This window comes from Leucobacter sp. cx-328 (assembly GCF_014530035.1).
In the GTDB taxonomy this organism is placed as follows: domain Bacteria; phylum Actinomycetota; class Actinomycetes; order Actinomycetales; family Microbacteriaceae; genus Leucobacter.
This window is the reverse complement of the sequence record NZ_JACVMX010000002.1, coordinates 152,740-165,496: the sequence shown is the minus strand read 5'-3', so window position 1 is coordinate 165,496 and position 12,757 is coordinate 152,740. Positions and strand designations below refer to the sequence as shown.

At 64.7% G+C, this 12,757-nt stretch carries 9 protein-coding genes; 3 read left to right on the top strand and 6 right to left on the bottom strand.

From position 1 onward, the window contains the following. Positions 1-66: 66 nt before the first annotated feature. Positions 67-1,368 (bottom strand): diaminopimelate decarboxylase, encoded by a 1,302-nt coding sequence (lysA, locus tag ICL81_RS03395; RefSeq protein ID WP_188033573.1) that lies wholly within the window; start codon positions 1,366-1,368, stop codon positions 67-69. 92 nt (positions 1,369-1,460) lie between these two features. Between lysA and ICL81_RS03390 the strand changes: the two genes are divergently transcribed. Beyond that, positions 1,461-3,149: a CdaR family transcriptional regulator gene (locus tag ICL81_RS03390; RefSeq protein WP_188033572.1), complete on the top strand. Its 1,689-nt coding sequence runs from the start codon at positions 1,461-1,463 to the stop codon at positions 3,147-3,149. A gap of 168 nt (positions 3,150-3,317) precedes the next feature. Next, positions 3,318-4,169 carry a Sir2 family NAD-dependent protein deacetylase gene (locus tag ICL81_RS03385; RefSeq protein ID WP_188033571.1) on the top strand — a complete coding sequence of 284 codons (852 nt, stop codon included), beginning with the start codon at positions 3,318-3,320 and terminating at the stop codon, positions 4,167-4,169. Positions 4,170-4,296: 127 nt separating this feature from the next. Here ICL81_RS03385 and ICL81_RS03380 read toward each other — a convergent pair whose 3' ends face one another. Next, positions 4,297-6,027 (bottom strand): amidase, encoded by a 1,731-nt coding sequence (locus tag ICL81_RS03380; protein WP_188033570.1) that lies wholly within the window; start codon positions 6,025-6,027, stop codon positions 4,297-4,299. Positions 6,028-6,217: 190 nt separating this feature from the next. Between ICL81_RS03380 and ICL81_RS03375 the strand changes: the two genes are divergently transcribed. After that, a complete protein-coding gene (locus tag ICL81_RS03375) occupies positions 6,218-7,480 on the top strand; it encodes a helix-turn-helix domain-containing protein (RefSeq protein ID WP_188033569.1) in 1,263 nt (420 codons plus the stop codon). 301 nt (positions 7,481-7,781) lie between these two features. On the opposite strand, the gene ICL81_RS03370 is transcribed toward ICL81_RS03375, so the two are convergent. The 4 genes from ICL81_RS03370 to ICL81_RS03355 all read right to left on the bottom strand — a co-directional run bounded on the left by ICL81_RS03370 (position 7,782) and on the right by ICL81_RS03355 (position 12,478). Continuing rightward, entirely contained in the window at positions 7,782-8,252 is a 471-nt protein-coding gene (locus tag ICL81_RS03370; RefSeq protein ID WP_188033568.1) for a hypothetical protein, read from the bottom strand. Positions 8,253-8,433: 181 nt separating this feature from the next. Continuing rightward, on the bottom strand, positions 8,434-10,059 hold the full coding sequence (locus tag ICL81_RS03365) for a thiamine pyrophosphate-binding protein (protein WP_188033567.1): 1,626 nt from the start codon (positions 10,057-10,059) through the stop codon (positions 8,434-8,436). A 167-nt stretch (positions 10,060-10,226) separates the two neighbouring features. Beyond that, entirely contained in the window at positions 10,227-11,441 is a 1,215-nt protein-coding gene (locus ICL81_RS03360) for a helix-turn-helix domain-containing protein (protein ID WP_188033566.1), read from the bottom strand. A gap of 86 nt (positions 11,442-11,527) precedes the next feature. Next, positions 11,528-12,478, bottom strand: a complete 951-nt coding sequence (locus tag ICL81_RS03355; protein ID WP_188033565.1) for a C-terminal binding protein — start codon at positions 12,476-12,478, stop codon at positions 11,528-11,530. Between the last annotated feature and the right edge of the window lie 279 nt (positions 12,479-12,757).

Here is a 12,757-nt window from a genome sequence, read left to right as displayed (position 1 = left end):
ATTACATATGTACGAGAAGCCGGCGTGAAGCCGAAGCCCGAGGCGAGCAGCTAGCTGGCCGCCCCGCTAGTCGATGGCCGGGGCGTGGAGCGCGAGCAGGTCGGCGTAGGTTTCGCGGCGGGCAACCAGGCGGGCCTTGCCGTCGCGCACGAAGACGATCGCGGGGCGAAGCGCACCGTTGTAGTTGTTCGTCATCGTGTACGAGTAAGCACCCGTCGTCGCCATTGCGACGAGGTCGCCAATGTGTGGTGCGGGCATGGGAGCGCCGTCGATGAGCAGGTCTCCCGACTCACACTGGCGACCGACGAGCTGTACCGTGTCGGTCCACGGCTCGCTGAGGCGGTTCGCGAGCACTGCCTCGTAGCGCTGCAGCGTGAGTGCGACGTCGAGCTGATCCGCCATTCCACCATCAATCGCGACGAACACATCACCGGTGCGCTTGACGCTCACCACACGGTACAGCGTGACACCGGCGCGTGCGACAACGGAGCGACCTGGCTCGATCATGATCCGCGCCCCTGCAGGAAGGTGTTCGCGCGCCGCAGCAACAATCGCGTCGAGGTATGCGCCAACTTCTGGGGCGGTTTCATCGTAGGTGTATTTGACGCCGAGTCCGCCGCCAACGTCGTAGGTCTCGAAATCACCGACGGTCGAGATGTTCTCAACGGCCTGCGCGAACTGGCGGGTGTTGAGAATCTGCGAGCCAATGTGCAGGTGGACGCCCTCGAAGTTCATGAGCGGGTGCGACTGCATGCGCGCGATGGCGACCTTGGCCTGATCCATGGGAAGCCCGAACTTCGAGCGGTCGCCGCCCGTTGCCTGCGATGCGTGGGTCTCAGCTTCGACGCCGGGAATCACGCGCAGCAGGAGCGACTGGGGGCGCTCAAGCAAACGCTCGAGACGGTCGAGCTCGTCGTTGTTGTCAACGATGATGGTGCCGATGCCAGCGTCGAGGGCCATCTTGAGTTCGGCGTCGGTCTTCGCGTTGCCGTGGAAGTGAAGGAGCTGCGGATCAACGCCTGCGGCGAGCGCAAGCTGCAGTTCGCCGCCGCCCGCGATGTCAATTGCGAGGCCTTCCTCTGCCGCGAGCTTGTACATCGCCACGATGGGCAGCGACTTCGAGGCAAACAGCACCTGCGAGTTGGGCCAGCGCTCAGCGAGGCCGTCCGAGAAGCGGCGTGCCTGGCGACGGAGGCCTTCCTCGTCGATGATGTGCAGCGGAGTGCCGAACTCTTCGGCGAGCGCGGTAACCGAGACGCCACCGATTTCAAGGGCGCCGTCTGCCGAGCATGAGGATTCTTCAGGGAAGATGCTCCAGAGCTCTTCAACTCGTGTGCCGTCGAATGCTGGCTGGTTGCGTTCGGTCATCGGTGCTCCTTCGCGCCTGGTGTGGTTGTGCGTCCCTCAGCCTACGCAGGCTTTTTCGCTCACACGTTGGAGAAATCGGTTAGATTTATTTCATGAACACAGGGGTTCCTCCATTCAGTTCGCTGTCTCATGCGAACGAAGCGTTCAACGCACCCAAAGCGCCCGAGGCGTACGGTGAGGCGGGGCCTGACACCCCCTCGCTCCTGCTCAGTGAGCTCATCGAGCACCTCGGCAGGCACACCGTCACCCCACTCGGCCGCGTGGATCCGACCGGCCGTGTGCTCGGCACCGAGTTCTATGACGCGCTCGACGAGCTCACTGATGCCCCCGGTGGGCTCCTCATCGTCCCCTCCGGCGCGCACTTCGACGCTGCACATCTTGCGGAGCTCGCGTCCGCCATCGCCGATCTCGACTACTGCGCGATCGCAATGAAGTGCCTCGATGAGCACGAACCGGTCCTCGCAGCGATCGCCGAGACCGCTGGCATCCCGATCCTGCGGGTTGCCCCACGTGTGAGCTGGGGACTGTTCGAAGCGCTCGTCGGCCGGCTGCTCGGCGAACAGCGCCGCAGTGAGGACGCCCACTTTGATCGCGGCGCAGAACCGCTCTTCGCGCTCGCAAATTCCCTCGCTGGTTTGTTCGGCGGATCGGTCGCCATCGAAGACCTCGGCCGCCGCATCATCGCGTACTCCTCCGTGCCAGGGCAGGCCATCGACTCGCTCCGTACGCGCGGCATTCTCGCCCGCCGCGTCCCTGCGTCACCGTTCAACGAGGATCAGTATCGGACGGTCATTCGTTCCGAGGAGCCGATCAAGTACCCGCAGCTCGATGACGAGCTCCCCCGCGTCGCCTATGCGATCCGCGCCGGTGCACTGCCCCTCGGGACAATCTGGGCGATCTATGACTCTGAGGTTGATCACCTCACGCCCGAACAGGTGGAGCGCGTGAAGAGTGCCGGCGCAATTGCGGCGGCCCACATGCTCGACGATATTCGCGTGCGGGAGGCGGGTCAGATTCCGCGCGAGGAACGGTTCCGCACCCTTCTCTCAGGCACAGACGTGACCGGCACGGAGTTCACTGAGCTCGGTATCCCCGATGAGCGGGGCGCCCAGCTGCTCGCGTTTTCCCTTGGCGAGAACGATCACCCCGCGACCCTCGCCCAGCTGCGCTCATCGCTGCAGCGTCAGCTCTCTCTGCTGCACCCGGAGTCGGTCGCCGTTGCCCGCCGCGGGCGCGTCTACGCCATCATCGCCGACGCCCCATACGAGCAGGTGCGGCGGCTCGTCGATCCGCTGGTGCCGATGTTCGATCGCCTCATTGGGCCGGGCATCACGATCGCGCTTCCTGGGCGCGCGCAGCGCCCGAACGAGATTGCGCGCCTGCGCGAGCAGGCGGACGTGCTGTTCGAGACCGCGGCTCGGCTCGGTGGTGGCGCGCGGGCCGGGGGCCAGCCCTCACGGGGCGCGGATCGCATCCTCACCGTCTCCCAGCTGCGCCCACAGCTTGTCCTCGACCGCGTGGCTGGACTCATGGCGCAGGAGTCGGCGACGCTGGTCGATCCGCGCCTGTCATCGCTCGCCGCGGAGCACCCGCAGCTCGCCGAGGCCGTTCTCCACTGGTGCCAGGCGTTCGGCAACATCACCCGCGCTGCCCGCGAACTCGGGGTGCACGAGAACACCGTGCGCCACCGCCTGCGTCGCGCAGAAGAGATCGCGGAACTTCCCCTTGGCGACCCCGACATGCTCCTCGTGACGTGGCTGCAACTGCGGGCGCTGCCCTAGCTGCAGCCACAGCACCCGCCCATCCCCACCAACTGCCAGAACTTTGCCGTAGATATGCGATCCGCCGTCAAAATGCTGTTTCGGCCGCTATTTTGCATATCTACGGCCGATTACATATCTGCGGCAACTGGCGGGAGCACACACAGCTCCCCGGGCTACTCTTGCCACATGCCGGAAGCACAGCCACAGCCCCCGCTCGACGCCCTCATCGCTCTCGCACAGCAGCAGGCTGCGCGCGGCCCACTCGTCGCACTGACGGGTGCGGGCATCAGCACAGATTCTGGGATCCCGGACTACCGCGGCGCCGGCACCCCACCCCGCACGCCCATGAGCATCTCGCAGTTCATGACCGACGAAATATATCGCCGACGCTTCTGGGCTGGCGCCCGCGTGAACGCAGCGCGCCTCGACCGGCTCGAACCGAACCCGGGCCACATCGCCCTCGCCGAGCTCGAGGCGAGAGGCAAGGCCACGGGCGTCATCACCCAAAACGTCGACAACCTGCACCGCCAGGCCGGCTCACAGCAGGTCGCTGAGCTCCACGGGAACGGCGGCGTCATCCGCTGCATCGACTGCGGCGAGCGCTGGACACGCACCGAGATTCTGTCCCGCTTCGACCGCGCGAACCCCGGCTACGCCGCTCGTCACCGTCTTGCCGGAACCGAGATCGCGCCCGACGGTGACGCCCTCGTTGAGGATTTCGCCGACGTCACCGTTCCGGTCTGCCCGATCTGCCAGGGCACGCTGCGCCCCGACGTCGTCTACTTCGGCGAGACCGTGCCAACGGCCGTCTTCGACCACGCACTCGAACTCCTCACGAGCGCGAGCCTCGTCATCGTTGCGGGCACCTCGCTCGCAGTGAACACGGGCATGCGCCTCGTGCACCGCGCGGAGCGCCTCGGCATCCCGCTCGCAGTTATCAACCGCGGCAAGACCGCTATCGATGACCGGTCATCGGTGCGGGCGCGGATCGACTCCGGCACCTCCGAGGCCCTCACCGCCCTCGCTGCAGCGCTCTAACCCTCAGCCCAACCAAAACTCTTCACCCACAGTCAGAGATCGAGCTTCGGTAAGACGAAATTGGGAGAAAACGTCTGACCGAAGCTCGATCTCTGACGCACCAGAAATGGGGCGCGAAACGGTGGAGCTAGTCGAGCACCGGGGCGACGCGCAGTGCCTCCCCGCCAGCCTCGAACGCCGTCGCGTACGTGAGCAACGCTGGATCGTCGTAGGCCGCACCAGCGAAGGTGAGTCCGACGGGCATCTTGATGTCGGCCATGAGCCCCATCGCGACCGTCACCGTAGGCAAGCCGAGGTGACGCAGCGCGTAGTTGCCGTGCGAGAAGAAGACGCCGTTCGACCAGGCACGATCCGCCGCCCGCTCGTCAGTATCGGAATTCGCAGCCCCGACATCGGCATTCGCAGGGAACACGATCGCGTCGTAGCCGTTGTCTCGCAGCCACGACTCCACGAGCTCTTCGCGCAGGGCGATGATCGCGCGCAGACCGCGAGCAAATTCGGGGTGGGTGCGCGGATCAGCGAGGCCGGCACGGGCGCTCTCCACAATCCCGCGGAACCGGTCGTTGTGGTCTCCCACCCGCTCATACCGATCGGGGAGTTGTCCCTCGGGGGTGGGGTAGATCCGCGCCGAATCTACGACACCGAGGTTCGGGATCGATGGGTCGCCGTTCGCGCGCAGGAAGTCGTCCCAGCCGAACGCGAGGAAGTGGTTGAACTCGATCGCCGACCAGTCAGCGGGCAGGTCACCGAGGCTGCCAAGGAACTTGGCGCCGGGGCGATCACCCTCGTATTGCGTGATGAGTGGGAAGTCGCTCTCGACGACCTCGGCGCCGAGCGCCTCCAGGCGGGCGCGAGCCGACTCCCACAGGCGCAGCACCGAGGGGCGCACATCGACGGGGTAGGCGGGATCAGTGCCGAGATACATGCGCGGGACGGCGAAGCGCTTGCCGCGCAGCGGGGCGTTCGCAGCCGCACCAATGCCCGCCCCGGGACCAGTTTCCGCCGCGAGCGCGACGTACGATTCCGGTCGGTGCGCACTCGGCAACGGCAGCTCGACGACCGACTGGTTGCGCCAGAAATCACCGCGGGTGACGGGGTCGTCCTGCACGAGCACGTCGAGCAGGCGCAGCATGTCGGGCATCGATCGCGTGTGCGGGACGACGACATCGCGGGCGGGGAAGAGCGGCCAGTTGCCGCGGATCGACAGCACGCCCCACGACGGCGTATACGCACAGAGCGCGTTATTCGAGGCGGGGCTACGACCCGACGAGACGGTCTCTTCTCCCATGCCGAACATGGCGAAGTTGGCTGCGGTCGCGACGCCGGAGCCGTTTGACGACCCCGACGCGTATGCCGCGGCGAGGAAGTTCCGGTTGTACGGACTCTCGGCGCGGCCGTAGAGCCCGCGCTGCATGCCGCCATCTGCCATCGGGGGCATATTGGTCTTGCCGATGAGGATCGCGCCTGCGTCGCGCAGACGTTCAACGCTGAAGGCATCCCACTGGGCGATCAGCCCGCCGAATGCAGGGGAACCTGCCGCGACCGTGAGGCCCGCAACCATGTACGAGTCCTTCACCGTGTACGGAATGCCTTCGAGCGCACGCTGCGTTCCGGCCGCCCAGCGGCGATCTGCCTCGGCGGCTTCCTCAAGCACGCGCTCGTTCGCGACCACAATCGCGTTCAGGCCGTCGGGTCCGGTGTCGTGCTGCTCGATGCGATCGAGATACTGTTGCGTGAGTTCCACGCAGGTGATCTTGCCGACCGCGATGGCCGCGAGCGTATCGGCGATGCTCGCCTCAAACGCGTCAAAAATTTCAAAGGGTGCGGTAGGCGCGACTGCAATGTCGGGGCTGGCCATGTGTCTTCACTTTCATCTTGCGGGTGCGCATGTGTGGCGCACTGGCGGATCGTGTCAGCTTGGAACGATCCGCGCCCACCGAGCAGCAATGCCCGGCAGATTCAGTCTGGCAGGCGAGATGCCCCGTTTCCATGATCGTTTGGCGCCGTACTGGGCATTTTCCCTGTGCAAATGCACTTAGGATGAGGGTATGGCTCTGTCCTCCAAAGCGCCCAATGACGTGAGCGCCACTGCAACACCCCCGTCGACCGCTGGTGCGATCGTTTCGACATCCGCGACTGGCACCGCTGCCACGCTTGCCGCGCCTGCCGCTTCCGTTTCCTTCAGCGTCGAACCAGGCTGGCTCGAGCTCCTCGACCGTTTGGACGCCGAGTCGCTGACTGAGATCTTCCTCTCGCGCATCACGGAGATCGACGGCTACCAAGCACCGCCGTTGCCGCGGTCTGAGGTCCGCCGCACGGCCGTGCTGTCGTTCATCGCGATCCTCGACGGTCTGCGATCCGGTCAGCTCGACGATGCCGTCGCGATCGCGACCGACGTCGGCGTCTCGCGCGCTCGCGCAGGGGTCTCGCTCAGCTCGCTCCTCGAGGCCGTGCGACTCGACTTTGCCGTGCTCTGGGACGCCCTCACCGCGGTCGCTGAGGTCGAAGATGCCCAGGTCATCGTGCGGCACACGAGCATGATGCTCCGCATTGTCGACGGGTACGTCACCCAAACGCAGAATGCGTATATTGCTGAGGCGCAGCGGATCCGCGAAGAATCTGCCTCCCTCCGCCGCGAGCTGCTGGAGTCGCTGTTCAGCGCGCTGCACACGTCCCCGGAACAGCTCAACCTCCTTGCACGCGAGCTGCAGGTCGAGGTCGCCACTCCCCTGCTCGTTGCCGCCGCCATCGGCAACGACGCGGTCGCGTTGCACGTGGAACTTGCCGAACTCGAACGCCGCGGCTGCGTGGTCCACACCCACTACCTCGACGGCGCAGTCATCGCGTTCCTCCCAGCCGTCACCAAGTCACGCACGCACGACACCATGTGTTTCGCGCGTCTCTCAGAGCTGCGCATCGGGCTCACGACCGCGGGTGACGGTCTTGCTGGCCTGCTCGCAGGGGCGCGAATCGCCCGTGACCTGGCACTCGCCCTCAAGCCGGATGAGCTCAAGGCCATGACCTGGGATCGTGGCTGGGCCCGCCTTGCAGCGCACGAACTCGCTGCGTCAGGCAAGCCACTCATGGCCGACATCGATGCCGCACTCGCGGAGTGCAGCCCTGCGCGGCGTGAGCGACTCCTCGAATCGGTGCTCAGCTACCTGCGGACCGGCAGCATCGCAGACTCCTCGGCCGAGCTCTTCTGCCACCGCAATACGCTGTCGAAAAACTTGCAGCAGTTCAGGGAGATCACGGGCATCGACCCGACGATTCCTAATGAGGCCGCGCGCCTCGTTGTCGGCTGGGCGTAAGCCCCCCACCCGCGGCCGGCCTCACCGCGCCCACTCTTTTCCCGAAGATATGTAATCGGCCGTAAATATGCGATTTGGAGCCAGTTTTCGCATATTGACGGCCGATTCCATTTCTACGGCAGCTGTCCACACGCCTCCCTGGCAGCCACCCCAGCAGCCTCAGTGAGGCAGCAAGCCACAGGTAAGGTTGGCCGTAGGCCCAACCGCGGCAGCCCCTTACGAGAGCCTCTCCCTGAGCAAAGCGCACCCAGTTGGTCTGCCGCGGGCGAGCTGCACCCGCCCTTGCCCGGGGCCAATTAGCTCAAGGTGATTCGAGCTCGGCTTGCTTGCCGGTGCCCCAGATACTTGAGATAAACAGCGAGATCACGACGGCCACGCACACGATTGGCGCCAGGCGGATCATCAGGTTAAGCACCAACCACCCAACGAGCAGCAGGTTTCCCCCGGACGCGGGCTGCGCGAGCAACAGGCTCAGGCTCGCTGCCAGCACCACCCCGACAAGCAGCACAAGTAGGTCGGCCACGAAGTAACCACCGCGGGAGACAAACCTCTTCGCCGCAATGGCCCGGCTCACGAAGGCGATGGCCGCGATCACGATGATGCCCGCGATCGGCCCGATGCCAAGCAGGTCGTGCGGCTGCAGCACCCCAATGTTGAACTCGTCACCAGAGCCGCGGCCAAGGTTGAGATTCACCAGCCACAGCATGGTGCCGAGCAGCAGCCAGGAGATCGCCGAAGTTATCGCTTCGCGCTTCCAATTTCTATCCCGCATGGTGGCTCCCTGTTCAGCTTCGTTGCTTCACCGCGTCGCGCCTCGACGCGCTTCCATCCAGGGTATGCAAAAAGACCTTCGGTCAGACGCCTTCCGAAGAAAGCGTCTGACCGAAGGTCAAATCCACTACCGAGGCGGCCGAAGAGGCGTCGGCGGTAGGGGCTGCGGGAACAGCAGCGACTTAGTAGCCAACGCCGCTCGGCGACGGGGTTGCCGAGTCGATGACGAGGTGCAGCAGCGCGGGGCCGTCGAAGTCGAGAACCGACGCGACGCCCTCTGCGATGCCGTCTGCCGAATCGAGACGCACGCCACGACCGCCGAACGATTCGATCCACGAAACAAAGTCAGGGTTGACCATGTCGGTGCCCGAGGGGCGACCGGGGTACTGACGCTGCTGGTGCTCGACGATGGTCGCGAACTTACCGTTGTCGACCACGACGAAGAGTGCGCGTGCACCCTGTGCGACGAGGGTTGCGACCTCCTGGCCGTTCATGAGGAAGTCACCATCGCCGCAGATCGCGACTGCGTGACGATCAGGGAAGACGAGCGCCGCTGCGACTGCTGCGGGAGCTGCCATGCCCATTGCGCCGTTTCGCGAACCCACCATGCTGTTGGGCACGTTGTGGGTGAGCTGGCGGTGGCCCCAGATGGTCGCGTTGCCTGCGCCGTAGGTGAGTACGCGATCCTCGCTGAGCTGGCGCTCAAGCTCATCAAAGACGAGCTCGAGGTCGACACCCTCAGTGACGAGCGAGTGCTCAGTGACTGCGGTGAAGTGGTCCTGGCTTGCGCGCAGCGCAACGATCCGCGCCCCGTCACGGTTTCCCGCAACGTCAGCGAGCGAACCGAGTGCCGCAGCGAAGTTCGCGGGGGTCGACGCGATGAACTGGTCGACGCGGCCTGCGTGCTGCAGCAGCTCAGCGTCGGTGCCGACGATGACGGTCTCGGTGTCGAGGCCGACGGTGTAGCCCTCGCTCATGACGTCGCTGCGGACAGTGCCGACTGCGACGAACAGATCCGATTCACGGAGCGCATCAACGATGCTGTCCCGGCGGCCGTAGCCAACCCAGCCGATGTACCCGGGGTGGTTGTTCGGGACGGCGTCATAGTTGCGCCAGTCACCGGCCACCGGAATGTGGTTCTCGAGCGCCCAGTCGACGAGCTCGCGACCGGTCTCGCCGAAGAAGTCGTCGCCGCCTGCGAGCAGGAAGGGACGCTCTGCCTTGAGCAGGCGCTCGCGCAGCTCAGCGAGGTCCGATGCGCTCGGTGCGGGCTGAGCGATTGCGCGCGGCGGAACCGCGGTCTTCTCGGTCATCTCGCGGAGGAGATCCTCGGGCAGACCAACCACCACGGGGCCGGGGCGACCCGAGCGTGCCGTGTGGAATGCCTGCGCGACGATTTCAGCAGCCTGGTCTGCGGTCTCGATGGTGAAGACGCGCTTCACGGTCGAACCGAACCAGCTGTCGATGCTGAATTCCTGGAACGATTCACGACGGCGATCTGCAAACGGCACGAGACCGATGAAGCAGACGAGCGGGGTCGAATCCTGGTACGCACAGTGTGCAGCAATGTAGAAGTTTGCTGCACCGGGACCACGAGTCACCATTGCGACGCCGGGACGGCCGGTGAGACGACCCTCTGCAAGCGCCATGAAGCCTGCGCCGCCTTCCTGGCGGCATACAACGTTCGTGATGTTCGAATCATAGAGACCGTCGAGCACGTCGAGGTAGCTCTCGCCGGGCACGCTGTAGACGCGGGTAACGCCCTCAGCCGCGAGTTGATCGACGATGAGATGTCCTGCCGAGCGCATACAAATTCCTCCTTGAATAAACACTTCGAACGTAGAGTTCTCATTAATATTCGCAACTTGTGGGGCTCACAACCACGACGAATCGCGCATGATTCAGACGCTGCCCGTGTGCATATGCACATTTGGGTGCGGAACGCTGATGCGTACCCAACCCGCGTCCACAGTCGCTACAGCGTCCGACCGGGCCGATCGCTGATTTCAGACCACGCGAGCACCGCGGTTGCGGCCTCGACCGGTACCGTGACGTCGATGCCAGTGAGCTCAGTGAACTTGTTCAACCGTTTGAGCACGGTGTTGCGATGGTAGAAGAGGGCTGCTGCTGTCTGCTGCACGCTGCCGGTTTCGAGGAACGCGATGACCGTCTCCTGCAGTCGCTCCCGCTCTGCGTCTGGTGAGTCGCGAAGCGCGTTTGCGAGTCGTCCTTCGAGATCGATGCCCTGGGTGAGTAGCGCACGGCGGGCAAGCTGCGGGAAGCCCTCCGACAGATCGATCGTGCGCCGCACGTCAGGGTCAACCGTTTCGAGCAGTGTCGTCAGCATCGTGACCGTGCGTGGCAGGCAAGCGAGTCCATCTACGCGGTTCGCGCGGGCACATCGTAGCCCGACGAGCGCCTGCTCAATCTGCGGCGGTGTCTCATCGCTCGGCCAGAACGCGACAACGCTGCCAAGCGACCGGTAGAAGTAGAAGCGCGACCGGCGAAGCGACGAGGCGAGCTCAAACAGCGCACTGCGGGTCTCTTCTTGATCCGCAACCAAGACGGTAAAGGCGGCAGCACCGTTGCAATCAAGCTCGCTCGCAACCCACGCCACAGACGCCGCGCTCGGCGAACGGAACGAGAGCAACCGCCCAATCGCAACCTGTCGATGATTCAGGCGATCCTGCGCAAGACGCAGTTCTTCCTGCCGGTAGTGCGTCATCGTGGAGTTCGAGAATACCTCTACCGCACGCCAGATCGGCTCGACCTGCTGCGCAAGCATGAGCACGGTGTCGGCGCCACCAGCACTATCGGAGGCGTCAACCTCGCTCGCGAGTTCGAGCAGCCGAGACCAGATCACGTTGAAGTCTGACTGCATCGCCATCGTCAGCGAATCAGCAGGAACCTGCTGCTGTGCACGGCGACGACCGAGCGTCTCGGCGAGTTCTAAGAGCGCGGCAGGCGTCTCACCCGTGCGGATGCTCTCAATCAGCAGGCCAAGTGACTCAGTTGCCATGGCATGCAGATCCTCACGCCCCACCAGCGCCCCGGGCTCGTACCCCGAAGCGAGACGCACTTGCGACAGATAGGTTTCGGTGAGCAGGGGCAGATCCGCTTCCAAGCGGTCCAGCAGCGCACCCCAAGATTCACGCTGGTGTGGCGCTGTTGCTGCACTGGAATCGCTCATACCCAGCACACTATCGGGCACACTGCCCACAAACGAAACGAGCCCGGGCCGCACGCAGTGCAGGCCCGGGCTCGTCGATCCGCCAATTAGTTCACGAGGGTGTGCGGCTTCTGGCCCGAAAGCACCAGGGTCACGTTCTCTGCGGGAATCTCTGCGTACTCGCGGAGAGTGACTTCACTGCGGAACGCAACGTGCGGGGTCACCTGCACAAGCGGGTGAGCCACAACGGGATTGTCAGCTGCTGGCGGTTCGACGTCGAGCACGTCAAGGAACGCTCCGCGCAGCTGACCCGAATCGAGGCCAGCAAGCAGTGCAGCGTCGTCGATGAGCTCGCCGCGAGCAACATTCACGACGTACGCGCCGCGGGGCAGCTTCGCGATGTTCTCAGCGTTCAAGAAACCGTGGGTTTCGTCGGTCAGCAGCGCGTGCAGGCTCAGTACGTTCGACGCCGCGAGCAGCTCGTCGACCGAGTCAACGCGGGTGACACCGGACTCCCAAGCGTCAGCAGGGACGAAGGGGTCAAACGCGACGACATTCTTGAAGAACGGCAGCGCACGGCGAGCCACCTCGCGCGAGATGCGGCCGAGGCTGAAGAGACCAAGAGTCTGCTCCGAGAGGCGGGTCGGCAGCGGCAGCACCGAGTAGTCCCACTCGCCACCCTTGACCTGCGCGACCGCGGGAGCGACCTCACGCAGCATGCCGAGCATGCCAGCGAGTGCGTGGGTGGCGACCTCTTCGCTCGCAGCGCTGAGCATGTTGCAGACGTCGATGCCGAGCTCGCGCGCCACCGCGGTGTCGATCTTGTTGTAGCCAACTGCCATCGTCGCAATGACCTTCAGGTTCGGCATCGCACGCAGGGTGTCAGCCGAAAGCTCAATGAAGCTCGCGATGATGCCGTCTGCATCCGCGGCCTCTGCAAGAAGCTTCTCAACGCTCGTGCTATTCAGCAGCACCGCCTCGTGGCCTGCGCGCTCGAGCACCTCCACTGCGGGGGTCGGGTCAAGATTTGCCCAGTCGGTAATTGCGATCTTCGCCATTGGGATGCCTTCCGTATCGGGGACGGGCGTGCGTACGCCCGCAGTAAGTACAGGGAGTGGGCGCGGATCAAGGCAGCAATGCCGATCCGCACAGTCCGAGCTTCCCACAGCGTTTCACACCAGCCGGTGTGCGTGTGCACACCGAACTGGCAGATGCTGGCGGCAAATGATGCCTGCATGCAACGCCAAGACAAGACAGTATCGATGAGGAGCACGCTGCTACGCGTGCAACAGGGGCTCACTGCCACCAGTCGCTCAGCAGAGACGCTTGAGTGGGCC